This is a genomic window from Streptomyces sp. NPDC101227 (genome assembly GCF_044767545.1).
GTDB lineage: Bacteria > Actinomycetota > Actinomycetes > Streptomycetales > Streptomycetaceae > Streptomyces.
Map to the genome: position 1 here is coordinate 1 of NZ_JBIWOD010000014.1, position 25,061 is coordinate 25,061.

Annotated in this window: 18 protein-coding genes; 6 read left to right on the plus strand and 12 right to left on the minus strand. The window is 71.1% G+C overall.

Annotated features, from left to right (window positions below; translation table 11 throughout):
- Positions 1–160: 160 nt before the first annotated feature.
- The 4 genes from ACIRPT_RS28200 to metH form a co-directional block, all read right to left on the minus strand.
- Complete coding sequence (locus ACIRPT_RS28200; RefSeq protein ID WP_403832035.1) at positions 161–1,759, minus strand: ABC transporter substrate-binding protein; 1,599 nt, start codon at positions 1,757–1,759, stop codon at positions 161–163.
- A 160-nt stretch (positions 1,760–1,919) separates the two neighbouring features.
- Positions 1,920–3,524: an ABC transporter substrate-binding protein gene (locus tag ACIRPT_RS28205; RefSeq protein WP_403504338.1), complete on the minus strand. Its 1,605-nt coding sequence runs from the start codon at positions 3,522–3,524 to the stop codon at positions 1,920–1,922.
- A gap of 397 nt (positions 3,525–3,921) precedes the next feature.
- Complete coding sequence (locus ACIRPT_RS28210) at positions 3,922–4,623, minus strand: HAD family hydrolase (protein ID WP_403504336.1); 702 nt, start codon at positions 4,621–4,623, stop codon at positions 3,922–3,924.
- Positions 4,624–4,797: 174 nt separating this feature from the next.
- A complete protein-coding gene (metH, locus tag ACIRPT_RS28215) occupies positions 4,798–8,307 on the minus strand; it encodes a methionine synthase (protein ID WP_403832038.1) in 3,510 nt (1,169 codons plus the stop codon).
- 238 nt (positions 8,308–8,545) lie between these two features.
- Here metH and ACIRPT_RS28220 point away from each other — a divergent pair, with 238 nt between their 5' ends.
- The 6 genes from ACIRPT_RS28220 to ACIRPT_RS28245 all read left to right on the plus strand — a co-directional run bounded on the left by ACIRPT_RS28220 (position 8,546) and on the right by ACIRPT_RS28245 (position 15,666).
- A complete protein-coding gene (locus ACIRPT_RS28220; RefSeq protein WP_403504331.1) occupies positions 8,546–9,310 on the plus strand; it encodes an IclR family transcriptional regulator in 765 nt (254 codons plus the stop codon).
- Positions 9,311–9,535: 225 nt separating this feature from the next.
- A complete protein-coding gene (locus ACIRPT_RS28225) occupies positions 9,536–10,324 on the plus strand; it encodes an MIP/aquaporin family protein (protein ID WP_403832041.1) in 789 nt (262 codons plus the stop codon).
- A 49-nt stretch (positions 10,325–10,373) separates the two neighbouring features.
- Positions 10,374–11,936, plus strand: coding sequence for a glycerol kinase GlpK (gene glpK, locus ACIRPT_RS28230; protein WP_403832044.1), 1,563 nt, complete (start codon positions 10,374–10,376; stop codon positions 11,934–11,936).
- A 2-nt stretch (positions 11,937–11,938) separates the two neighbouring features.
- On the plus strand, positions 11,939–13,543 hold the full coding sequence (locus ACIRPT_RS28235; protein ID WP_403832046.1) for an FAD-dependent oxidoreductase: 1,605 nt from the start codon (positions 11,939–11,941) through the stop codon (positions 13,541–13,543).
- A gap of 309 nt (positions 13,544–13,852) precedes the next feature.
- Complete coding sequence (locus tag ACIRPT_RS28240; RefSeq protein ID WP_403832048.1) at positions 13,853–14,893, plus strand: hypothetical protein; 1,041 nt, start codon at positions 13,853–13,855, stop codon at positions 14,891–14,893.
- Between the two features lie 101 nt (positions 14,894–14,994).
- Positions 14,995–15,666: a FadR/GntR family transcriptional regulator gene (locus ACIRPT_RS28245; RefSeq protein WP_403832050.1), complete on the plus strand. Its 672-nt coding sequence runs from the start codon at positions 14,995–14,997 to the stop codon at positions 15,664–15,666.
- 115 nt (positions 15,667–15,781) lie between these two features.
- Here ACIRPT_RS28245 and ACIRPT_RS28250 read toward each other — a convergent pair whose 3' ends face one another.
- The 8 genes from ACIRPT_RS28250 to ACIRPT_RS28285 all read right to left on the minus strand — a co-directional run bounded on the left by ACIRPT_RS28250 (position 15,782) and on the right by ACIRPT_RS28285 (position 24,786).
- Positions 15,782–16,570, minus strand: coding sequence for a 3-oxoacyl-ACP reductase family protein (locus ACIRPT_RS28250; protein WP_403832053.1), 789 nt, complete (start codon positions 16,568–16,570; stop codon positions 15,782–15,784).
- A 401-nt stretch (positions 16,571–16,971) separates the two neighbouring features.
- On the minus strand, positions 16,972–17,853 hold the full coding sequence (locus ACIRPT_RS28255; protein ID WP_403832055.1) for an amidohydrolase family protein: 882 nt from the start codon (positions 17,851–17,853) through the stop codon (positions 16,972–16,974).
- Positions 17,854–17,877: 24 nt separating this feature from the next.
- On the minus strand, positions 17,878–18,879 hold the full coding sequence (locus ACIRPT_RS28260; protein WP_403832057.1) for an aldo/keto reductase: 1,002 nt from the start codon (positions 18,877–18,879) through the stop codon (positions 17,878–17,880).
- Between the two features lie 11 nt (positions 18,880–18,890).
- Entirely contained in the window at positions 18,891–19,940 is a 1,050-nt protein-coding gene (locus tag ACIRPT_RS28265) for an ABC transporter permease (protein ID WP_403832060.1), read from the minus strand.
- Positions 19,937–21,574, minus strand: a complete 1,638-nt coding sequence (locus ACIRPT_RS28270) for a sugar ABC transporter ATP-binding protein (RefSeq protein ID WP_403832062.1) — start codon at positions 21,572–21,574, stop codon at positions 19,937–19,939. The genes ACIRPT_RS28265 and ACIRPT_RS28270 overlap by 4 nt, the downstream gene beginning before the upstream one ends.
- A 5-nt stretch (positions 21,575–21,579) precedes the next feature.
- Complete coding sequence (locus ACIRPT_RS28275; RefSeq protein WP_403832065.1) at positions 21,580–22,608, minus strand: sugar ABC transporter substrate-binding protein; 1,029 nt, start codon at positions 22,606–22,608, stop codon at positions 21,580–21,582.
- Positions 22,609–22,669: 61 nt separating this feature from the next.
- Positions 22,670–23,458, minus strand: coding sequence for an SDR family NAD(P)-dependent oxidoreductase (locus ACIRPT_RS28280; protein ID WP_403832068.1), 789 nt, complete (start codon positions 23,456–23,458; stop codon positions 22,670–22,672).
- Positions 23,455–24,786 carry an enolase C-terminal domain-like protein gene (locus ACIRPT_RS28285; protein ID WP_403832070.1) on the minus strand — a complete coding sequence of 444 codons (1,332 nt, stop codon included), beginning with the start codon at positions 24,784–24,786 and terminating at the stop codon, positions 23,455–23,457. Before ACIRPT_RS28285 ends, ACIRPT_RS28280 begins: the two co-directional genes overlap by 4 nt.
- Between the last annotated feature and the right edge of the window lie 275 nt (positions 24,787–25,061).

Sequence of the window (25,061 nt, forward strand, 5' to 3'; positions counted from 1 at the left end):
CTGGGGGGGGGGGGGGGGGGGGCGGGTGTGGGGGTGGTGTCCCGGGGGGGCGGGCGGGGGGGGGGGGGGGGGGCGGGGGGGGGGGGGGGGGCGGTGGGGGGGGGGGGGGGGGGGGGGGGGGGGCCCCCGGCCCCCCCCCCACCGTCGTCATGGGTGCCGATCAGGCGTCGGCCGCCTTGCTGATCTCCCAGAACCGGAAGACGGTGGAGGAGTCCAGGGTCCATTCGAGGCCGGAGATGCCGTCGCGGGCGACGGCGTACTGCTTGCCCTGCCAGATCGGGATGACCGGCAGGTCGCGGGCGACGATGTCCTGGAGCTCGCGGAAGGTGTCCTTGGTGGCGCCGCGGTCGGGCTGGTCGGCGGTCTTGGGCAGCAGCCGGCCGGTGATCTGCGGCGAGTTGTAGTGGTTGGACAGCACGCTGTTCTTGCCGAAGAACGGCTGGGTGAAGTTGTCCGGGTCCGGGTAGTCGGGGATCCAGCCCTTGACGTAGACGCCGAAGCGGCCGTCGGCCACGCCCTGCTCGTACTCCTTGATGGGCACGCTGCGCACCTTGGCGTCGAACAGGCCGCTGGCGTTGAGCTGTTGGGCGATCTCCTTGAAGGCGGGGACGGTGCCGGGGCCGAAGCGGTCCGGGGTGGCCCACAGGGTGAGCTTGACCTTGCCGGTGATGCCCGCGCCGCGCAGGGCGGCGGTGGCCTTGTCGGGCTGCGGCCGGTCGCCGTAGGTGTTGAAGAAGGCCGTGTTGTGGCCGGTGATGCCCGCGGGAACGACGGAGTACAGCGGTTCGGCGGTGTGCTTGTAGACGTCGCGGACGAGGGTGGAGCGGTCCAGGAGGTAGGCGATCGCCTTGCGGACGCCGAGCTTGCCGGCGACCGGGTCCTTGAGGTTGAAGACCAGGTGCATGACCTCGGCGCTGCCGCCCTCGACCACCTGGGTGCCGTGCTGCTGGTTCAGCGAGGCATTGGAGAGCGCGGCGATGTCCTGCATGGCCAGTCCGCGGTAGGCGATGTCGACGCCGCCGCTGCGGACGGCCTTCTTCAGCGCCTCGCGGTCGTGGAAGAACTTCAGGGTCATCCCGGAGTTCTTGACCTTGGCGGGGCCCTTGTAGGAGGGGTTGACGCCGAAGACGGCCTGCTTGGCGCCGTACTCCTTGAGGGTGTAGACGCCGGAGCCGACGGCCTTGCCGTCGGTGCGCAGCCGGTCGGCCGGGTAGGCGGTGTGGTCGACGATGGAGCCGGCGCCCGAGGCGATCTTCATGGGGAAGGTGGCGTCGGGCGTCTTGAGGTGGAAGACCACGGTCTTGGCGTCCGGTGTCTCGACCTTGTCGAGGGCGGAGAACATCACGGCGGGGCCGTTCTCGTCCTTGATGCGCCGGGTGCGGTCGAAGGAGAACTTGACGTCCTTCGAGGTCAGCTTGTCACCGTTGCTGAAGGTGAGGCCGTCCTTGAGGGTGCAGCGGTAGACCTGGCTGCGGGTGTCGGTGAAGGTGCAGCTCTTGGCGGCCTCCGGCTCCGGCGTGGTGCCGCCCTTGGGGAAGCTCAGCAGGGACTGGTAGACGTTGTTGAACAGCAGCCAGGACCCCGGTTCGTAGCCGGCGGCCGGGTCGGTGGTGACGACCTTGTCCGTCATTCCCATGACGACGGGCTCGCCCTGTCCGGCGGCCCCTGAGTCGTCGGCGCTGCACCCTGCGAGCGCGAGTAGGGCTGTTGCCAGCCCCGCTCCGATCGGGGCGGCCAGCCATTGGTCACGCTGCCTCACTACGTGGTTCCTCACGTTCGGTGTCGCTGTGTTGCCTGGTGCGGTGTCGCGGTGGTGCACGGTGCCGTGTCGCGCTGCTGCATGGTGCGCAGGCGCACGGTGCGGCCGTGGCGGGAGCGCCGGGGCCGCGCGGGTGTGGAGGTGGGTACGGGTGCCGGGGTCAGTCGGCGACGCCGTGCCCCAGCTCCCAGATCTGCAGCGCCGAGGAGGAGTTGAGGGCCCACTCCACGCCGGTGACGTCGTCACGGGCGGCGACGTACTGCTTGCCCTGCCACAGCGGGAGGATCGGTACGTCGTCGGCGAGGATGTTCTGCGCCTGCTTGAAGCCGGCCGCCGCGGCGTTGCGGTCGGTCTGCTGGCGGGTGGTGGGGATTACCTGCGACTCGATGCCGGCGTTGCGGTAGGGGGTGTTGAGGAAGTTGCCCTTGCCGATGAACGGCGCGATGTAGTTGTCCGCGTCCGGGATGTCGGCGAACCAGCCCATCCCGTAGGCGGTGTACTTCCCGGCCCGGGAGTTGGTGCGGAACTGCTGCCAGCTGTCGACGCCCTTGATGCTGACGTCGAAGAGCTTGCTGGCGTTGAGCTGCGTCTGCAGCGTACGGAACTCCTTGGCGGTGCTGGAGCCGTAGTGGTTCGTGGTGTACGCGAGGGTGAATTTCACCGGGGTCGTGATGTTCGCCTGCTGCAGGGTCCTGCGGGCGGCGGCGACGCTGGGGTTCCCGTACTTGTTGAAGAACGAGTTGATGTGGCCCGTCAGACCGGTGGGGACCAGCGAGAAGAGCGGGTCGCCGGTGTAGGAGTAGACGTCGCGCACCAGCTGCGAGCGGTCGATGACCTGCGCGATCGCCTGCCGGACGGCCTTGTTGGAGACCTTGGGGTCCTTGGTGTCGAAGGCGAGGTAGCGGATCTCCTGGCCGGGCATCTCCTGGAGCGCGATGTGCTGGTCGCGGGAGTTCTGGAGACCCTTGATCTGGTCCGGGGTCATCCCGCGGTTCATCACATCGATATCGCCCTTGCGCAGCGCCTTCTCCATGGCGTCGGAGCCGCTGAAGAAGCGCATCTCGACCTTGTCGTTCTTGACCTCGATCCCGCCCTTGTACTGGGGGTTCTTGGTGAAGACGGCCTTGGTGATGTGGCCGGAGGCGTGCTCGGCCTTGACGGTGTACGGGCCGGAGCCGATCAGGTCGAAGCCGCTGTAGAGGCGGTCCTTCGGGTAGACCTCGGAGTCGACGATGGCGGCGGCCGGTGTGGCGAGCTTCTGCGGGAAGGTGGCGTCCGGCTTCTTGAGGTGGAAGACGACCTCGCCGTCGTTGGGCGTTTCGACCTTGTCGATGCCGTAGAGCAGCGACACCGGGCCGCTGGTGTTGTCGATCTTCAGCATCCGGTCGATGGAGAACTTGACGTCCTTCGCCGTCAGGGCGTGCCCGTTGGAGAAGCGCAGCCCCTTGCGCAGGGTGCAGCGGTACTGCTCGTTCTGCGTGTCCCGGAACCCGCAGGACTCGGCCGCCTCGGGCACCGGCGCGGTGCCCGTGCGGGGCAGCCGCATCAGCGTCTGGAGGGTGCCGCGCAGCATGTTCCAGGCGTCGACGTCGTAGGCCTGCGCCGGGTCGAGGGGCGCGGGTGCCGCCTCGGTGGCTTCGATCTGGGAGGCAACACCGACGACGATGGGGTCGCCGCCTTCGCCCGCGCCGTCCGTGCCGCAGGCAGCGAGTACGGGCGCGAGCAGACCGGCCAGGACCGGCAGCACCAAGGTCTTGCGGTTCATCGTCGGCAGGTTCCTTATCAGCGCAGAGGTGTTGCTCGCGTCGACATTAGTAGGAACGGTCAGCCGGTCCGGGACACAACGGAGTTGAATCAATATAGCCATGGGATAACGACGGCGGCATGACCGATATCCGGACGGTGGAACGATTCGCGCGTTGCCCCACCAATCCGGACACTTACCCCCGTAGAAGCCCCCAAGTGCACCCCTTGGAACATCTGTCGCCTCCGCTGTCGACGGCGCTACACGTGAGAAACGTCACGCATTCCGGAAGTCCCGGCGCCGGGGGAATTCCACCGGCGCCCGCGTTACGGAAAATGAGCGCACCGCTCCCCTGAGTTCGCCTCGCGTTAACGGCATTTTCCCGAGGAGCGCGACGAGAACACGCTCAGTGCACGATTCAGCGGCTTTCCGTGATGAGCGCGCGGAGAAAAGCGAGATCGACTTCCTCCAGCGAGCCCACGACCGTACGGCCGTCCGTGGGCGGGATCGGCACCACCGACGGCACGGCGACGACCCGGCAGCCCGCGGCCTCCCCCGCCGTCACTCCGGTCAGGGTGTCCTCGATGACGGCACAGCGCGCCGGGTCCACGCCCAGCCGGGCGGCGGCCGTCAGATACGGGTCCGGGTGCGGCTTGGTGCGCTCGAGTTCGTCGCCGGCGAGGGTCAGGTCGAAGTTCTCCCGGCCCAGCCAGTGCAGCATCAGATCGATGATGGCGCGGTGCGAGGCGGTGACCAGGGCGGTCGGCACCGCATGGGCCCTCAGCTCGGCCAGCAGCCGCCGCGCACCGGGCATCAGCGGCACCCCGCGGCCGATCCGGGCGGCGAAGCGGGCGTTGAGCAGCCCGCTGAGCTCGGCGAGGCCGATCTCGGCGCCGGTCGCCTGGATCAGATAGCCGGCGCTGCGGGTCATCGGGCCGCCGACGACGACCTCACGGTGGCCGTCGTCGAGGATGTGGCCCAGTTCCGCGAAGACCTCGGCCTCGGCCTCCCACCAGAACCCCTCGGTGTCGACGAGGGTGCCGTCCAGATCGAGGAAGACGGCTTGGAGGGTGGCGGGCTCGGCCGTACGGGTGCCGACTGCGGGGACGCTGCTGGTCATCCATCCACCTCCGTTGAGACGTCCCCGAAGGGACGAAAGGGCCGGTCGCCGCCCCCGGCGGGGGTTGCGACCGGCCTCTACCGGACCGACCATTGTACGACGGTGCCAGCCGATATGCGCGGTCAAGCGGACGGAAACCGTCCGGCGGGGCCCGGACCCGCCGCCGTCACCGCGCTACCGCGCGTTGAAGTACTTCGCCTCCGGGTGGTGGATGACGATGGCGTCCGTGGACTGCTCGGGGTGCAGCTGGAACTCCTCGGAGAGCTGGACGCCGATCCGCTCCGGCTGCAGCAGGTCCGCGATCTTGGCGCGGTCCTCCAGGTCGGGGCAGGCGCCGTAGCCCAGCGAGAAGCGCGCGCCGCGGTACTTGAGCGCGAACATGTCCTCGACGTCGGCCGGGTCCTCGCCCGCGAAGCCGAGCTCGGCGCGCACCCGGGCGTGCCAGTACTCGGCCAGCGCCTCGGCCAACTGGACGGACAGGCCGTGCAGTTCGAGGTAGTCGCGGTAGGAGTTGGACTCGAAGAGCTCGGCGGTGGCGCCGCCGATCTTCGAGCCGACCGTGACGACCTGGAGGCCGACGACGTCGCGCTCGCCGGACTCCTCCGGGCGGAAGAAGTCCGCCAGGCACAGGCGGCGGCCGCGGCGCTGGCGCGGGAAGGTGAAGCGGGTGCGCTCGGTGCCGTCCTCGTTCAGGAGGATCAGGTCGTCGCCCTTGGAGTGGCAGGGGAAGTAGCCGTGGACGACGGCGGCCTCGAGGAGGTTCTCGGTCTGCAGCTTGTCCAGCCAGCCGCGCAGCCGCGGGCGGCCCTCGGTCTCCACCAGCTCCTCGTAGCTGGGGCCCTCGCCCGTACGGGCCTGCTTGAGGCCCCACTGGCCCTTGAAGAGCGCGCCCTCGTCCAGCCAGGACGCGTAGTCGGCGAGCTGGATGCCCTTGACGACGCGGGTGCCCCAGAACGGCGGGGCGGGCACGGGGTTGTCGACGGCGACGTCGGAGCGCACCGAGCCCTCCGGCTCCTCGACCTCGAGGACGGCCGTGTCCTTCTTGGGCACGCGCCGCTGCTTGAGCTCGGGCAGGGAGGCGCCGGGCACGCCGCGCTTGACCGCGATCAGGGCGTCCATCAGGCGCAGGCCCTCGAACGCGTCGCGGGCGTAGCGGACCTCGCCCTCGTAGATCTCGTGCAGGTCCTGCTCGACGTAGGCGCGGGTGAGGGCGGCGCCGCCGAGGATGACGGGGAAGTCGGCGGCCAGCTTGCGCTGGTTGAGCTCTTCCAGGTTCTCCTTCATGATCACGGTGGACTTGACCAGGAGACCGGACATGCCGATGACGTCGGCGCGGTGTTCCTCGGCGGCTTCCAGGATCGCGGAGACCGGCTGCTTGATGCCGAGGTTGACGACGTTGTAGCCGTTGTTGGACAGGATGATGTCGACGAGGTTCTTGCCGATGTCGTGGACGTCGCCGCGGACGGTGGCGAGCACGATGGTGCCCTTGCCCTCCGCGTCCGACTTCTCCATGTGCGGCTCCAGGTAGGCCACCGCGGTCTTCATGACCTCGGCGGACTGGAGGACGAACGGCAGCTGCATCTGGCCGGAGCCGAAGAGCTCGCCGACGACCTTCATGCCCTCCAGGAGGATGTTGTTGACGATGTCGAGGGCGGGCGTGTCCTGGAGGGCCTCGTCGAGGTCGGCCTCCAGGCCGTTCTTCTCGCCGTCGATGATGCGGCGCTGGAGGCGCTCGTCGAGCGGCAGGGCGAGGAGTTCCTCGGCCTTGCCGGCCTTCATCGACTTGGTGGAGACGCCCTCGAAGAGCGCCATGAGCTTCTGCAGGGGGTCGTAGCCCTCGGCGCGGCGGTCGTAGATGAGGTCGCGGGCGACCGTGACCTGCTCGTCGTCGAAGCGCGCGATGGGCAGGATCTTGGAGGCGTGCACGATCGCCGAGTCCAGTCCTGCCTTGACGCACTCGTCCAGGAAGACGGAGTTGAGCAGGACCCGGGCGGCCGGGTTGAGACCGAAGGAGATGTTGGACAGGCCCAGCGTGGTCTGGACGTCCGGGCGGCGGCGCTTGAGCTCCCGGATGGCCTCGATGGTGCTGACGCCGTCCTTGCGGGACTCCTCCTGACCGGTGCAGATGGTGAAGGTCAGGGTGTCGATGAGGATGTCCGACTCGTGGATGCCCCAGTTGCCGGTGAGGTCGTCGATGATGCGCTCGGCGATGGCGACCTTGTTCTCGACGGTGCGGGCCTGGCCCTCCTCGTCGATGGTCAGGGCGATCAGCGCGGCACCGTGCTCCTTGGCGAGCGCGGTGACCTTCACGAAGCGCGACTCGGGGCCGTCGCCGTCCTCGTAGTTGACGGAGTTGATGACCGCGCGGCCGCCGAGCTTCTCCAGCCCGGCCCGGATCACGGGGAGCTCGGTGGAGTCCAGGACGATGGGCAGGGTGGAGGCGGTGGCGAAGCGTCCGGCCAGCTCCTCCATGTCCTTGACGCCGTCGCGGCCCACGTAGTCGACGCACAGGTCGAGCATGTGGGCGCCCTCGCGGATCTGGTCGCGGGCCATCTCCACGCAGTCGTCCCAGCGGCCCTCCAGCATCGCCTCACGGAACTTCTTGGAGCCGTTGGCGTTGGTGCGCTCGCCGATCGCCATGTACGAGGTGTCCTGGCGGAACGGCACGGTCTGGTACAGGGAGGCGGCGCCGGGCTCGGGGCGCGGCTCCCGGGCGGTGGGGGCCACGCCGCGGACCCGCTCGACGACCTGGCGCAGGTGCTCGGGGGTCGTACCGCAGCAGCCGCCGACCAGGGACAGGCCGTATTCGGCGACGAACGTCTCCTGGGCGTCGGCCAGCTCGCCGGCCGTCAGCGGGTAGTGCGCGCCGTTCTTGCCCAGGACCGGCAGACCGGCGTTCGGCATGCAGGCGAGCGGAACGCGGGAGTGCCGGGCGAGGTAGCGCAGGTGCTCGCTCATCTCGGCGGGGCCGGTGGCGCAGTTCAGGCCGATCATGTCGATGCCCAGCGGCTCCAGGGCCGTGAGCGCGGCGCCGATCTCGGAGCCCAGCAGCATGGTGCCGGTGGTCTCGACGGTGACGGAGCAGATGATCGGCAGGTTGGTGCCGGTGGCCTCCAGGGCGCGGCGGGCGCCCAGGACCGCGGCCTTGGTCTGCAGCAGGTCCTGGGTGGTCTCCACCAGGAGCGCGTCGGCGCCGCCGGCGATCATGCCCTCGGCGTTCTGCTGGTAGGCGTCGCGAAGGGTGACGTACGGGGCGTGGCCCAGGGTCGGCAGCTTGGTTCCGGGGCCCATGGAGCCGAGGACGTAGCGCTGCTGCCCGGTGGAGGCGGTGTACTCGTCGGCGACCTCGCGGGCGATGCGGGCGCCGGACTCGGACAGCTCGAAGACCCGCTCGGGGATGTCGTACTCGGCCAGCGCCGCGAAGTTCGCGCCGAAGGTGTTGGTCTCGACGCAGTCGACGCCGACCGCGAAGTACTCCTCGTGCACCGAGCGGACGATGTCCGGGCGGGTGAGGTTGAGGATCTCGTTGCAGCCCTCGAGCTGCTGGAAATCGTCCAGCGACGGGTCCTGCGCCTGCAGCATGGTGCCCATCGCCCCGTCGGCTACCACCACCCTGGAGGCCAGTGCCTCACGCAGTGATTCGACTCGGGATGTGCTGGTGGACGATGGCGTATACGAGGCCATGGAGGTACTCCCTGGTTGCGACGGCTGTCGGCTTTGCGTCCTCCGGAAGAGGGCGCACCCGGTCAGCGTAGCTGGCGGTCCCGTACAGGGGTTCCCCGTTCCACGCCGTGGACAGCGGGGCCGGGTGGGGGGTGCATGGACTATCCATGATCGTTGACAGACCCTGTTCGCTTACCAAGAGTCGGCATGGGCCGATATCGTTTGGCATTGTCGAACCGCATACTTCGGAGGTTGCCCGATGGCACGCACCATCCAGTCGCTGGAGCGAGCAGCCGCGATGCTGCGGCTGCTCGCAGGCGGGGAACGGCGACTGGGACTCTCCGACATCTCCTCCTCCCTGGGGCTGGCCAAGGGGACCGCTCACGGCATCCTGCGCACCCTGCAGCAGGAGGGCTTCGTCGAGCAGGACGCGGCGTCCGGCCGCTATCAGCTGGGCGCGGAACTGCTGCGCCTGGGCAACAGCTACCTGGACGTGCACGAGCTGCGCGCCCGCGCACTGGTGTGGACCGACGACCTGGCCCGCTCCAGCGGGGAGAGCGTCTATCTGGGGGTGCTGCACCAGCAGGGCGTCCTGATCGTGCACCACGTCTTCCGGCCCGACGACAGCCGGCAGGTCCTCGAGGTCGGGGCGATGCAGCCGCTGCACTGCACGGCGCTGGGCAAGGTGCTCTCGGCGTACGACCCGGTGGCGCACAGCGAGGTCACCGAGGCGGAGCGGGAGGCGTTCACGCCGCGCACGGTGACCGACCTGGGGGACTTCGAGAAGCTGCTGGACCTGACCCGCGCGCGCGGCTGGGCCGCGGACGTGGAAGAGACCTGGGACGGCGTCGCCTCGGTGGCCGCGCCGATCCATGACCGGCGGCGGATGCCGGTGGGCGCGGTGGGTGTCACGGGTGCCGTGGAAAGGGTCTGCCGGGAGGGTGAACTGCGGCCGGAAATCATCGCCGCCGTGAGGGATTGCGCACGCGCAGTGTCAAGGGATCTTGGCGCAGGACGGTTTTAACCGTTTTCCACCCCTTTGCTCACGTAAGTTTTTCGCCACGTAACCCTTGACGGGGTCCTTACGGTGAACAAAACTGCCGTTCGTCGGTCGGCATTGTCGAACACCTAACGACAATATTCGCTATGGTGGGCACTGCCGCGGGCCGACTACCGCCCTCTGAGGGCGCGGACCACCGGAGGGACCCGGGGTTCGCCTTCCCCTGGACGAAGGACAAAGGAGTCGCGGGTGTCCAGCTCCGACATCTTCATCAGCGAGACCATCGGTACCGCTGTTCTGCTTTTGATGGGTGGCGGCGTCTGCGCCGCCGTCACGTTCAAGCGCTCCAAGGCGTTCAACGCCGGATGGGTCGCCATCGCCTTCGGGTGGGGCTTCGCCGTCCTCACGGGTGCCTATATCGCCGCGAAGTCCGGCGCACATCTCAACCCTGCGGTCACCATCGGTCTCGCCATCAAGGGCGGCATCGAGTGGAGCCAGGTGCCGGTGTACCTCGCCGGTGAGATGCTCGGCGCCATGATCGGCGCGGTGCTGGTCTGGATCGTCTACTACGGACAGTTCCAGGCGCATCTGACCGACAAGGAAGTGCTGGCCAACCACACCAGTGAGGAGGGCCTGGTCGACCCGAAGGCCGCTCCCAAGGCCGGCCCGGTGCTCGGCATCTTCTCCACCGGCCCGGAGATCCGGCACACGGTGCAGAACCTGGCCACCGAGATCATCGCCACCACCGTGCTGGTGCTGTCGATCCTGACCCTCGGTCTGAGCGACAACGGCAAGGGCGTCGGCACCATCGGCACCCTGCTGGTCGCGCTGGTCGTCGTCGGCATCGGCCTCTCGCTCGGCGGCCCGACCGGATACGCCATCAACCCGGTCCGTGACCTCGGCCCGCGCATCGTGCACGCGCTGCTGCCGCTGCCCAACAAGGGCGGTTCAGACTGGGGCTACGCATGGATCCCGGTCGTCGGCCCGCTCATCGGCGGAGCCATCGCCGGTGGCATCTATCAGGTGGCGTTCGCCTGAGCCGCCTGACCGCCCCGACTGAGCCCGCACAGACTTCTTGGAGCACACCATGAGCGACACCCCCAGCACCTCCTCCCACGGGCACGGCACTGCCTCCCACGGGCACGGCCCGTTCATTGCCGCCATCGACCAGGGCACGACCTCCAGCCGCTGCATCGTCTTCGACAAGGACGGCCGGATCGTTTCGGTCGACCAGAAGGAGCACGAGCAGATCTTCCCGAAGCCGGGCTGGGTCGAGCACAACGCGACGGAGATCTGGACCAACGTCCAGCAGGTCGTGGACAGCGCCGTCGAGAAGGCCGGGATCACCGCCCGCGACGTCAAGGCCATCGGCATCACCAACCAGCGCGAGACCACCGTGCTCTGGGACAAGAACACCGGTGAGCCCGTCCACAACGCCATCGTCTGGCAGGACACCCGTACCGACGCGCTCTGCAAGGAACTGGGCCGCAACGTCGGCCAGGACCGCTTCCGCCGCGAGACCGGCCTGCCGCTGGCCTCCTACTTCGCGGGCCCGAAGATCCGCTGGCTGCTCGACAACGTCGAGGGGCTGCGCGAGCGCGCCGAGCGCGGCGAGATCCTCTTCGGCACCATGGACTCCTGGGTCATCTGGAACCTCACCGGCGGCGTCAACGGCGGCCACCACGTCACCGACGTCACCAACGCCTCGCGCACCCTCCTGATGAACCTCCACAACCTCGAGTGGGACGAGAAGATCCTCGCCTCGATGGACATCCCGGCCGCCGTGCTGCCGGAGATCAAGTCCTCCGCCGAGGTCTACGGCACCACCGCCACGGGCGTCCTCGCCGGCGTCCCGGTCGCCTCCGCGCTCGGCGACCAGCAGGCCGCGCTCTTCGGCCAGACCTGCTTCGCGCAGGGCGAGGCCAAGTCCACGTACGGCACCGGCACCTTCATGCTGATGAACACCGGCCACGAGCCGGTCAACTCCTACAACGGGCTGCTGACCACCGTCGGCTACCGCATCGGCGACCAGCAGCCGGTCTACGCCCTGGAAGGCTCCATCGCCGTCACCGGCTCGCTCGTCCAGTGGATGCGCGACCAGATGGGGCTGATCAACAGCGCGGCCGAGATCGAGACCCTGGCCAGCACGGTCGAGGACAACGGCGGCGCCTACTTCGTGCCGGCCTTCTCCGGCCTGTTCGCCCCCTACTGGCGCTCGGACGCGCGCGGCGTCATCGCGGGCCTGACCCGCTACGTCACCAAGGCGCACATCGCCCGCGCCGTGCTCGAGGCCACCGCCTGGCAGACCCGCGAGATCACCGACGCCATGACCAAGGACTCCGGCGTCGAACTGACCGCGCTCAAGGTCGACGGCGGAATGACCTCCAACAACCTGCTGATGCAGACCATCTCGGACTTCCTGGACGCGCCCGTGGTGCGCCCGATGGTCGCCGAGACGACCTGCCTCGGCGCTGCCTACGCGGCCGGACTGGCCGTCGGCTTCTGGTCCAGCACCGACGAACTGCGCGCCAACTGGCGCCGGGCCGCCGAATGGACCCCCCGGATGGATGCGGCCACCCGTGACCGCGAGTACAAGAGCTGGCTCAAGGCCGTCGAGCGGACCATGGGCTGGATCGAGGACGAGGAGTAAACATGAGCACCCTGCAGAGCGTCCCGGCACTCGGGACGCACCCGGCCAACGGTTCGCACGCGAGCCGCGCCGAGACTCGGGAGCAGCTTTCCAAGGCGACGTACGACCTCCTGGTGATCGGCGGCGGCATCCTGGGCATCTCCACCGCCTGGCACGCCGCGCAGGCCGGACTGCGGGTGGCCCTGGTGGACGCCGGTGACTTCGCCGGCGCCACCTCCTCCGCCTCCTCCAAGCTGCTGCACGGCGGTCTGCGCTACCTGCAGACCGGCGCGGTCAAGCTCGTCGCGGAGAACCACTTCGAGCGTCGTGCGGTGTCCCGCCAGGTGGCACCGCACCTCGCCAACCCCCTGACCTTCTACCTGCCCGTCTACAAGGGCGGCCCGCACGGCGCGGCCAAGCTCGGCGCGGGCGTCTTCGCCTACTCCGCGCTGTCCGCGTTCGGCGACGGCGTCGGCCACGTCATATCCGCGGCCAAGGCGCAGCGCGACGTGCCGGAGCTGCGCACCGAGAACCTCAAGGCCGTTGCCGTGTACGGCGACGACCAGATGAACGACTCCCGGATGGCCCTGATGACCGTCCGCGCGGCGGTCGCGGCCGGCGCCACGGTCCTCAACCACGCCGAGGTCACCGGGCTGCGCTTCACCCAGGGCCGGGTCACCGGTGCCGAGCTCAAGGACCGGATGGACGGTCAGGAGTTCGGCGTCAACGCCCGTCTGGTGCTCAACGCCACCGGCCCCTGGGTCGACCACCTGCGCAAGATGGAGGACCGGAACGCGGCGCCCTCCATCCGTCTGTCGAAGGGCGCGCACCTGGTCCTCAAGCGGACCGCCCCCTGGAAGGCCGCGCTGGCCACCCCGATCGACAAGTACCGCATCACCTTCGCCCTCCCCTGGGAGGACATGCTGCTGCTCGGCACCACCGACGAGGAGTACGAGGGCGACCCGGCGGACGTCGCCGTCAACGAGAAGGACACCGCCCAGATCCTGGACGAGGCCGCCTTCTCCATCCGTGACCAGCAGCTCTCCCGCGACCTGATCACGTACTCCTTCGCGGGTCTGCGGGTGCTCCCCGGCGGCCCCGGCGACACCTCCAAGGCCAAGCGCGAGACCGTCGTCACCGAGGGCAGCGGCGGCATGCTGTCGGTCGCCGGCGGCAAGTGGACGACCTTCCGCCACATCGGCCGCACGGTGATGAACAAGCTCGCGGCGCTGCCCGGCCACCCGCTGGCCGAGGACATGGAGCCGATCTCCCACCTGCCCAAGAAGCTCCCGCTGCCCGGTATCGCCAACCCCAACGCGGTCGCCCACCGGCTGCTGATCGACGGCGGCACGCCCGGCCCGCGGATGGCGCCGGAGACCGCCCGCCACCTGGCCACCCACTACGGTTCGCTGTCCTTCGACATCGCCCGGCTGGCCAACGACGACCCGGCGCTCGCCGAGCGCATCCACCCGGACGCGCCGGAGATCTGGGCGCAGGTCGCCTACGCCCGCGACCACGAGTGGGCCGAGACGGTCGACGATGTGCTGCGCCGCCGGACCACGCTGATGATCCGCGGGCTGGACACGGAGGACGTCCGGGCCAAGGTGAAGGACATGCTGGAGGGCTGAGGCCCGCAGGGCACAAGCCGCTGACGGTGAAGGGGCGGTGCCGGTGACGGCACGTCAAGTCACCGCGTGGTGAAGGACGATGGGGCGGGCCACGGGGCCGCCCCATCGTCGCGTTCGCCCGCCGTATCGACTCGCCGCAGCGGCGTGCCGCGTCCGGCCGCCGCACTCCCCCGCCGCCCCCGCCGCATTCCTCCGCCGTATTCGCCCGTCGTTGTCCACAGGCCCGTTGTCCACAGGCGGATGGCCGCGCTGGTGACTGTCAGTGACGACTGCGATGATGGTCACCGATACGGATCAACGGGGGGCGCGATGGCTCGGTGGACGCTGCGGCGTACGGGGAAATGGGTGGCCTGGCTGGTGGCGGTGGCGATCGTCCTGCCGGTGACGCTGGCGGCGACGGCACTGCGGGTCGGGTACGCGGGGGCGGCCGCGCCCGACGCCAGGACCCGCGGCCGCGATGCGCTCTGGCTCGGCCATGCCTGGGTGGACGGGCGGCGCGATGCCGACGACGTGACGGCGCTGCGGCGCCGCATCGAGGACACCGGCATCCGCGATCTGTACGTCCACGCCGGGCCGTTGGAGCACGACGGCACGCTGCCGCCGGCCCGCAAGGCCTACCCCCGGGCGCGATGGCTGATCGACGCGGTGCACCGCGAGCTGCCCCGGGTCAGGGTGCACGCCTGGCTGGGCGACCGGCTGGTTTACGAGCCGGGTGAGCGCGGCGGGCTGCGGCTGTCGGACGCCGCTGCCCGCCGGGCGATCGTGGCGAGCGCGCGGCAGGTCCTGGCGGACGGCTTCGCAGGGGTCCATCTGGACGTCGAGCCGCTGCACTCCGACAACCCCGACTATCTGCGGCTGCTGGACAGGCTCGCCCCGGCGGTCCGCGCACGGGGCGGCATCCTCTCCGTCGCCGTCCACCAGATAGATCCCCTGCCCCATCTCCACACGGTCAGCAACGCCGTGACGGGCCATCGCAAATGGATATCCCAGCGCTTCTTCGGGCAGGTGGCGCGCCGGGTCGATCAGATCGCGCTGATGTCGTACGACACCGCGCTGCCGGTCGAGAGCCTGTACGGCGGCTATGTGGCCCAGCAGACCCGGCTGGCGCTGGAGGCGACGCCGGAGCGCACCGATCTGCTGATGGGGCTGCCCTTCTTCCACACCGACGACATGGGCCACCACGCCTCGGCGGAGACCGTACGCGCCGCGGTGCGGGGTGTGCGGCTGGGGCTGACCCGCGAGGACCGGGGCCGGCGGCGGTTCGGCACGGCCCTGTATGTCGACTTCGCGGCGACGGAAGAGGACTGGTCGGCGTACGGGAGCGGCTGGGGAGCGCGCCAGGGGTCATAATGACCCAGACATCGGATGTCTGGTCGGCGCTGTCGGCTGCGGACCCTCGGACATCCGGGCGAGGCGACGATATCCGGCGGGTCCGAACGGGGAGGGCGGCCATGGCGGTCACCGACGAGGCCATCGAGAAGATCAAGGGGATGATCGTCTCCGGTGCCCTGCGGCCGGGCGACCGGCTGCCGAAGGAGAGCGAGCTGGCGGCCGGGCTCGGCCTGTCCCGCAACTCGCTGCGCGAGGCGGTGCGCGCGCTCTCCCTGATCCGGATCCTGGACGTCCGCCAGGGCGACGGCACCTACGTCACCAGCCTCGACCCCCAACTCCTGCTCGAGGCCATGAGTTTCGTGGTGGACTTCCACCGCGATGACACCGTGCTGGAGTTCCTCGCCGTACGCCGGATCCTGGAGCCGGCCGCCACGGCGATGGCGGCCGGCCGGATAGTCGGGGCGGAACTGGACGCCCTGGAGCGGCAGTTGGACGCACTGGGCCCGGAGCCCTCCGTCGAGGACCTGGTCGCCTGCGACCTGGAGTTCCACCGCGGGATCGTCGCCGCGTCCGGCAACTCCGTGCTCTGCTCCCTGCTGGACGGCCTGTCCGGCCCCACCACCCGGGCCCGGATCTGGCGCGGCCTGACGCAGAAGGACGCGGTGACCCGCACCCTCACCGAGCACCGAGCGATCCTCGGCGCGCTGCGCGACCGGGACGCGGAGGCGGCCCGGGCGTGGGCAACGGTGCACATCGCCAGCGTGGAGCAGTGGCTGCGCGCGTCGCTGTGACCGGCGCAGGCCGCCGCGGCGCCGCTGCGGCGAGCCCGCGCCGGTCCGGCGGCGCCGTGACGACGGCCCGCGGGCCGGTGTCGCCGCCCGCCCGGTCCGCGGGGCCGCCGCCGCGTCAGATCGCGAATCCGCCGTCCACCGCGATCGACGCACCCGTGATGTAGCGCCCGCCCTCACCCGCCAGATGGGCCACGGTCGCCGCCACATCCGCCGCCCGGCCGTAGGCGCCCAGCGCGGTCAGTCCGGCCTGCAGCTCCGCGCTGTCGCCGTCGGCCGGGTTCATCTCGGTGTCGATGGGGCCCGGGTGCACGAGGTTCGCGGTGATGCCGCGCGGCCCCAGCTCCTTGGCCAGGGTCTTGGTCAGGCCGGTGAGCGCGGCCTTGCTGGTGGCGTAGAGGGTGCCGCCGGGGAAGGCGACCCGCTCGGCCATGCAGCTGCCGATGGAGATGATCCGCCCGCCCTCGGTCAGATGCGCGGCCGCGGCCTGCGCCGCCAGGAACGGCCCCCGGACGTTGGTGCGCAGCACCCGGTCGACGTCCTCCAGGGAGAGCCCCTCGAACGGCCCGAGCACCCCGGCGCCCGCGTTGTTCACCAGGATGTCCAGCCGTCCGAACCGCTCGACGCTGCCGGCCACCGAGGCCCACACCTCTTCCGCGTCTGCGCTGTCGGCCCGTACCGCCCAGGCCTGCCCGCCGGACCGCTCGATCTCCTTGACGACCTGTTCGGCCTTGTCCGCCCGGCTCCGGTACGTCAGGGCCACCGCCGCTCCGTCGGCGGCCAGCCGCAGCGCGATCGCCTCGCCGATCCCCCGGCTGCCGCCGGTCACCAGCGCCACCTTGCCGGCGAGCGGCCGGCCGCCGCCCTCCGTCGCCGTCGCCGCCGCCGTCATCACATCGGCCGTCATCGTCCTCACCCTTCACCTTCGTATCGAGTCACCGGAGCGCTGAAGTCGCCGGCACGCGTGGACCCGGTGGTCCGCGCTGGGGAGCGCCCCTCTTTGGTACGACTCGATCCTCCGGCGCGGCCGGATCCGAAGCTGGCGGAATCCGGACGGCAACCCGACGGCCCCGAGCGCCGTGCGGCCCCGCTCCGCCCGCGCGGCCAGGGCCCGTCCGATGGGTGCGGGCCGGAAAGGCCGCGGCGTCCGGTGCACTGCACTCACTGGGCTCACCGCACTCGCCGCGCTCGCTCCGTCCCGGCTCTTCCTCAGCCCTCGGAGGCCGAGCTGCCTCGCAAGGCGCCGGAGCGTCTCGGCAACGGAGCCGTGGGGACGTTCCGGCAACGCCGCGTGGGGTGCCCCCGGCGTCAGCCGGGGGAGCGCCCCGGGCCCGGCCATGACCCGTCGGACAGCCCCTGGGCCGCCCCGATCCCGTACACCCGGCCCGCCGTCCCCCCGAAGACGGCCGACCGCTCCGCAGCGCCGAGACGGAGGGTGGCCGCCTCGGCAAGGGCGACGACGTCGTCGTAGCCGGCGGCCAGGGTGCAGACCGGCCAGTCGGAGCCGAACATCACCCGACCGGGACCGAAGGCCTCCAGGACATGGCGGGCGTACGGCAGGACCTGCTGCGGCCGCCAGGCCTCCCAGTCGGCCTCGGTGACCAGCCCCGACAGCTTGCAGCTGACGTTCGGCAGCTGGGCGAGCGCAGTGATCGCCTCCGCCCACGGCTGCCAGTCGCCGCGCCCCACCGCCGGTTTGGCGGCATGGTCCAGGACGAAGGCCAGCTGCGGCAGGGCGCGTACGGCGGTGTGCGCGGCCGCCAGTTCCCGCGGGGTGACGAGCAGGTCGTAGACCAGTCCGGCATCGGCCAGCACGCCCAGGCCGCGGAGCACGTCGGGGCGGGTGAGCCAGTCGGGGTCCGGTTCGTCCTGGACCTGGTGCCGGATGCCGACCAGGCCGTCGGGCAGCGCCGCGAGCGCCTCGCCGAGCGCCGGATCGGTCAGATCGGCCCAGCCGACGACTCCGGCGACGGGGCCCTCCCCCGCGCCGATGGCGAGCAGTTCGGCGGTCTCCGCGTACGAGGAGGACGACTGGACGAGGATGGTGGCGCCGACGCCGTGCTCGGTCAGGTGCGGGGTGAGGTCGCTCAGCGCGTAGCTGCGGCGGATCGGGTCGGCCCAGGGTCCGTTCATCCATGGCTGCTCGCGACGGGACAGGTCCCACAGGTGGTGATGGGCGTCGATACGCATCAGGGGCGCGCTCCCGGGTCGGACTCACTCGGTCAGGGGCAGCGGCAGATCGGGGTCGAGCAGGCCGCGGGCGACGAGGGTATGCCACAGCTCGTCGGGGATGTGCCGGGTGAACAGGGCGGCGTTCTCGGCCATCTCCTCGGGTGCGGCCGCGCCGACGACGGCCGAGGCCACGGCGCGGTGCCCGAAGGGGAAGCGGAGGGCGGCCGCCTTGAGCGGCACGTCGAACCGTGCGCAGACCGCGGCGAGTTGACGCGCCCGCTCCAGCAGAGCGCGGGGCGCGGGGGCGTAGTCGTACGGTGCGCCCGGCGACGGGTCGGCGAGCAGACCGGAGTTGTAGACACCGCCGACGACCACCGAGGTGCCGCGCCGCGCGCACACGGGCAGCAGATCGTCGAAGGCGGTGCGCTCCAGCAGGGTCCAGCGGCCGGCACAGAGCACGACGTCCACATCGAGGTCGGCGACCAGACGGGCCAGTACGCCGCTGTGGTTCATGCCGAACCCGATGGCGCGCACGACCCGTTGTGCGCGCAGCTCGGCGAGGGCCGGGAAGCCGGTCTCGTACACCTCGTGGAGGTGGTCCTCGACGTCGTGCAGATAGACGATGTCGACGGCGTCGACACCCAGGCGATCCAGGGACGCCTCCAGCGTCGCGCGGATCCCGGCGCGGGAGAAGTCCCGTACGCGGGCCCGGGCGGGGGTGTCCACGAAGCCCTCGCCGGCCGCCTTCTCCCCGGGCGCCAGCGGCCGCAGCCGGCGCCCGACCTTGGTGGAGAGGGTGTACGTGGCACGGTCGTGACCCCGTAGCGCCCGGCCGAGCCGTTCCTCGGACAGGCCCAGGCCGTAGTGCGGTGCGGTGTCGAAGTGGCCGGCGCCGACGGCGAGGGCGGTGCGTACCACGTCCTGCGCCCGCTCCTCCCCGACGGCGCGGTAGAGGTTGCCGAGCGGTGCGCACCCCAGGCCCAGGGGCGGGACGGTGACGCCCGAGCGCCCCAGCTCCCTGGGCCCGTACGGCGGATATCGCACGGCCAGGGCCCTCAGTCCTGCTTCTCGCCGCTGGTGAAGCGGGAGATGACCAGCGCGACGATGATGATCATGCCGTTGAGGAACTGCGTCCACAGCGGCGGCACACCGCCCAGCGTCATCACGTTGATGACCAGTTGCAGCGTGAGGACGCCGGTGAGCGCGCCGAAGAGGGTGCCGCGGCCGCCCTTGAGGCCGATGCCGCCGATCACCGCGGCCGCGAAGACCTGGAAGATCCAGCCGTTGCCCTGGGAGGCGGACACCGCGCCGTAGTGGCCGGTGTAGAGGATGCCGGCGAAGGCGGCGAGCAGCCCGCCGACGGTCAGCACGGTCCAGGTGATGCGGTCCACCCGGATGCCGGCCGCGCGGGCCGCCTCCGGGTTGCCGCCGATGGCGTACAGCGCCCGGCCGTGCCGGAAATAGCCCAGGACCGCGCCGCCGAGCGCGAAGAGGGCGAGGCAGATCCAGACGGCTGCCGGGACGCCGAACCAGTCGGCCTTGCCCAGATAGGCGAAGGACTCGGGGACATTGCCGATCGACTGGCCCTCGGAGATGCCCACTTGGAGGCCGCGCAGCATGGTGAGCATGCCCAGGGTGGCGATGAAGCCGTTGACCCGCAGGGTGAGGATGAGGAAGCCGTTGGCGGCGCCGACCGCGGCGCCGACGGCCAGGCAGAGCGGGATCGCCGTCCAGGCGGGGAAGAGCTCCAGGCCGGCGAAGCGGGCGCCGTGTGCGGGCATCACCAGCCACAGGGCGACCACCGGGGCCAGCCCGATGGTCGACTCCAGCGACAGATCCATCCGCCCGCTGATCAGGATGAGCGCCTCGCCGAGCACCAGCAGGCCCAGTTCCGTGGACTGCTGGATGACGCCGATGAGGTTGTCCTGGGTGAGGAAGGCGGGCGAGACGATGAAGCCGATGACGCCCAGGACGAAGATCACGGGTACCAGGGAGAAGTCCCGCCAGCGGGCCGGCCCGATCCGGGGCCGGCCGCGCACCGGCGGCGCGTCCACCGCCCCGGCGGGCGTGGGCGAGGCCTTCTCGGTCGCTGCGGTCCCGGTCATGGCGCGGTTCCCTCCGATCCTGCTGCTTCCTCCATGGCTTCCCGTCCTCCCGGTCCCGCCGGTCCCGCCGTGCCTCCCGTAGCCCCGTTTCCTCCCGTGTCCTCGGTGCCCGGGGAGGCCCCGCTCCCCACTCCCTCCATGGCGGCGACCAGTTCGCCATCGCGCCAGCCGCTGCCGAACTCGGCGACGACCCGGCCGTGGAACAGCGCCAGCACCCGGTCGCAGACCCGTAGATCGTCCAGCTCGTCGGAGACGATCACGGCGCCGCTGCCGCCGTCCGCGACCTCCCGTACGACACCCAGCAGCGCTTCCTTCGCCTTGACGTCCACCCCGTTGGTCGGACGTACGGCGACCAGCACGCTCGGCTCGCGGGCCAGCGCGCGGGCGATCACGACCTTCTGCTGATTGCCGCCGGAGAGCCCGGACACCGGCTGGCCGGGCCCGGTCGTCTTGATGTCCAGCGACGCGATCATCCGCCGGGCGAACTCCCGGGTCCTGGAGGGCAGTACGGTCCCCAGGGGCCCCAGCTGGTCGGCGACCGTCAGGGTGGCGTTCTCGGCGACGCTGCGGCCCGGGATGAGCCCCTCGCGGTGCCGGTCCTCGGGCACATAGCCGATGCCCGCATCGAGGGCGCGCGGCACGCTGCCCGTGGCGACCGGCCGCCCGCGCACCGTGATCCGCCCGCCGTCCGGGGCGCGCAGCCCCGCCAGCGTCTCGCCGATCACGGTGTTCCCGCTCGGGGTGGCGCCCGCGAGACCGACCACCTCACCGGCCCGCACGGTCAGATCGAGCGGCGCGAAGTGCCCCTTGAGCGCCAGCCCTTGTGTGCGCAGCACCGGCTCCCCCGCCGGATGCGCCGCGTCGCCCGCGGCCGTCCGCACCCGCCGCGCGGCGCCCGTCTTCTCCCCCGTCATCGCCGCCACCAGCTCGTCCTCGGCGAGCCCCCGTACGGGCGCGGACAGCACCTGCCGGGCGTCGCGCAGGACGGTGACGGTGTCGCACAGCTCGTAGACCTCCTGGAGGTGATGCGAGATGAACACGAAGGCCACCCCCTGGGCACGCAGGGCGCGCAGCTTGGTGAAGAGCCGGGCGATGCCGGCCGCGTCCAGCCGGGCGGTGGGCTCGTCGAGGATGATCAGGCGGGCGCCGAACGAGAGCGCACGGGCTATCTCCACGAACTGCCGTTGTTCGACGCCCAGTTCCCTGATGCGGGTGGCCGGATCGACCTCGACGCCATAGGCGGCCAGCAGCTCGCGGGCCCGCTCGCGCAGCGCCCGCCAGCGGATGGCGCGGCGGCCGGGGAGGCGGCCCAGGTAGAGGTTCTCCGCGACGGTCAGCTCCGGCACGGTCATCGACTTCTGGTAGACGCAGGCGACCTTGCGCTGCCAGGCGGCGGTGTCGCCCCAGCCCGGCGCCGGCTCGCCGCCGAAGCGGACCTCCCCGGCGTCCGGCCGCTGCATGCCGGTCAGCACGGACACCAGGGTCGACTTCCCCGCGCCGTTGCGGCCGACGAGCGCATGCGACTCCCCCGGCCGTACGGTCAGCCCGGCGCCGTCGAGGGCCAGCGTGGGCCCGTAGCGCTTGACGATGCCCGAGGCGTGGACCGCGGGCCGCTCTTCCCTGACGGAGGCCACGGCGGCTACTTCTTCTCGAGCTGGTTGGCCCACAGGTGTGGGTCGTCGACGTCGGCCTTGGTGACCAGCGGCGCCGGCAGCTGGTCCTCCAGGCCGTTGCTGATCTTCACGATGGTGGAGCCGTGGCGGGTCGGGCCGGGCCGGAAGGTCTTCTTCTCCAGCGCCGCCCTGGCGTAGTACAGCGCGTACTTGGCGTAGAGGTCCGCGGGCTGGGAGAGGGTGGCGTCGATCTTCCCGGCACGGATCGCGGCCAGCTCGTCCGGTATGCCGTCGTTGGAGATGATGGTGATGTGGCCCTTGGTCCCGGCGGGCCTGAGCAGCTTCCGCTGCTCCAGCAGGGCCAGCGTCGGCTGGAGGAAGGCGCCTCCGGCCTGCAGATAGATGCCGTCGAGGTCCTTGTGCTGGGCGAGCAGGCTCTGCAGCTTGGCGGAGGCGACCTCGCCCTTCCAGTCGGTGGCCAGCTCATGCACGGTGATCTTCGGGAACTTCTTCTTCATGCAGGACGCGAACGCCTGCGAGCGGTCCCGCCCGTTGATGGAGCTGAGGTCGCCCTGGAGCTCGGCGACCCGCCCCCGGCCGCCCAGCCGCCTGCCCAGGTACTCGCAGGACTTCTCGCCGTACGCGCGGTTGTCGGCGCGTACGACCATGTAGACCTTGCCCTCGTCGGGGCGGGTGTCCACGCTCACCACCGGGATGTTCTTGTCGGCCAGGCGCCGCAGTTCGGCGGTGATGGCGCCGGTGTCCTGCGGCGCCATCACGATGGCCTTGGCGCCCTGGTCGGTCAGCGCCTGCACATTGGAGACGACCTTGGCGATGTCGTTCTGCGAGTTGGACAGCGGCAGCGCGGAGACCTCGCCGCGGTCCAGGCCCTTTTCGATGTACTGCTGGTAGGAGTTCCAGAAGTCGGTGTCCGTACGGGGCATGTCGATGCCGACCTTGCCGCCCGCGGCGTCGCTGCCGCGGTTGCAGCCGGCGAGCGCGGCGGTGGCGAGCAGTGCGGCACAGGCCGCCGCGCCGGTCGTACGCAGTCTCATGGTGGTCCCTCGGTCGTGGCTCGGTCATGGAGTGCGGCTGGGTACGGGGCGGGGGCAGCGCTCAGGTGGCGGGGCGCAGGCGCAGGCCCTGCATGCCGCCGTCGACGGCGAGCGCGGTGCCGGTGACGGCGGAGGCGGCCGGGGACGCCAAGTGGGCGATGGCGGCGGCCACTTCACCGGCGGTGACCAGCCGGCCCATCGGCTGGCGGCCGCACAGTGCGGCGCGCTCGGCGGCCGGGTCCTCCGCCCGGTCCAGGAGGCGGCCGATCCAGGGGGTGTCGGCGGTGCCGGGGTTGACGCAGTTGACCCGGATGCCCTCGCGGACGTGGTCGGCGGCCATCGCCAGGGTCAGCGAGAGGACCGCGCCCTTGCTGGCGCTGTAGAGCGCGCGCTGCGGCAGGCCGGCGGTGGCGGCGATGGAGCAGGTGTGGGTGATGGAGGCGCGGCCCGGGGCCTCGGCGGCGCCCCGGCGCAGATACGGCAGCGCGGCACGGGCGGCGCGCACCAGCCCCAGGAGGTTCACGTCCAGGACCCGGCACCACTCCGCGTCGTCGTTGTCCTCGACGGTGCCGACGGCGCCGATTCCGGCGTTGCCGACGAGGGTGTGCAGGGCGCCGCCCAGCTCCCGTACGGCGTCGTCGACGGCGGTGCGTACGGCGGCGTCGGAGGTGACGTCGGCCGGGACCCGGAGGGCCCCGGCGGGCGCGCCGGAGGGATCGCGGTCCAGGACGGCGACCCTGGCGCCGCGCGCCAGCAGCAGGGCCGCGGTGGCCGCGCCGATGCCGGAGCCGCCGCCGGTGACGAGGGCGGCCATGCCCTGGAAATCGGCGGACTGCCGACCGTCGTTCATACGGAGACCTCCTGTTCATGCCGTTTCTGCCGGCCGCGCCACACCGGCCCCTCCGGGAAGCGGTGGGCGGCCAGCGACTCGGGCTTCATCCGCGCCGAGAATCCGGGCGCGGCCGGGGCGCGGTAGCGTCCCCGCTCGATGACCACGGGGTCGGTGAAGTGCTCGTGCAGATGGTCGACGTACTCGATGACCCGGTCCTCCCGACTCCCGGACACCGCCACGTAGTCGAACATCGCGAGGTGCTGCACCAGCTCGCACAGCCCCACCCCGCCGGCGTGCGGACAGACCGGCACGCCGTACTTGGCGGCCAGCAGCAGGATGGCGAGGTTCTCGTTGACCCCGGCCACCCGGGCCGCGTCGATCTGGACGAAGTCCACGGCGCCGGCCTGCAACAGCTGCTTGAAGACGACCCGGTTGGCGACATGCTCGCCGGTGGCGACCTTCACGGGCTGCCCGGAGCGCACCGCGGCATGCCCCAGGACGTCGTCCGGGCTGGTCGGCTCCTCGATCCAGTGCGGGGCGAACGGCGCCAGCGCGGTCATCCAGCGGACCGCCTCGGCCACGCCCCAGCGCTGGTTGGCGTCCACCGCGATCCGTACGCCGGGGCCGACGGCCTCTCTGGCCAGCCGCATCCGGCGGGTGTCGTCGGCGAGGTCGGCGCCCACCTTGAGCTTGATCTGCCCGAACCCGTCGGCCACCGCCTCCTTGGCGAGCCGCACCAGCTTGCCGTCGTCGTAGCCGAGCCAGCCCGGCGAGGTGGTGTACGCGGGGTAGCCCTCCGCCCGGAGGCGGGCGGCGCGTCGGGCGCGGCCGGGCTCGGCGGCGCGCAGGATGGCCAGCGCCTCGTCGGGCGTCAGCGCGTCGGTCAGATAGCGGAAGTCGACGAGCGAGACCAGGTCCTCGGGGGTCATCGCGGCGAGGAATTCCCAGACCGGCAGGCCCGCGCGGGCGGCCGCCAGATCCCATCCGGCGTTGATCACCGCACCCGCCGCCATCTGCATCACGCCCTTCTCCGGGCCGAGCCAGCGCAGCTGGGAGTCGTGGGTGAGATCGCGGTGCAGGGCGGCGAGGTCCCCGGCGGTGGCGGGTACCGGGCGACCGGTGACATACGGCGCCAGCGCCCGGATCGCGGCGGCCATGACATCGTTGCCGCGCCCGATGGTGAAGCAGAAGCCGTGCCCCGGCGGCCCGCCGTCGGTGCGCAGGACGACGTAGGCGGCGGAGTAGTCGGGGTCGGGGTTCATGGCGTCCGAGCCGTCGAGCTGCTCCGAGGTGGGAAAGCGGACGTCGTGGACCTCCAGCTCGGTGACGGTGTCGGTCACTGCCATGGGCGCGCCCCCCTGGGGTGTCGCGGAAGGCCGGGCCGAGGACCGCGGTGGTGCGGCGGAGCGGCGGGCCTGGTGGCTCGGGCTGGAACGTCGTGCCTGGAACGTCGTTTCTGGAACGCCGGAGCGGAACGTCGGAAGGGAACATCGGACCTTTCCGGGTCATCCGATGTATAGACCCGCGCCCGAGACCGCGTCCAGACCCCGTACGGAAACCTGGTACGGAAAACCCTTACGGAAACCGGCTACGGAAGCGGAACGGCCCATCGCGGACAACC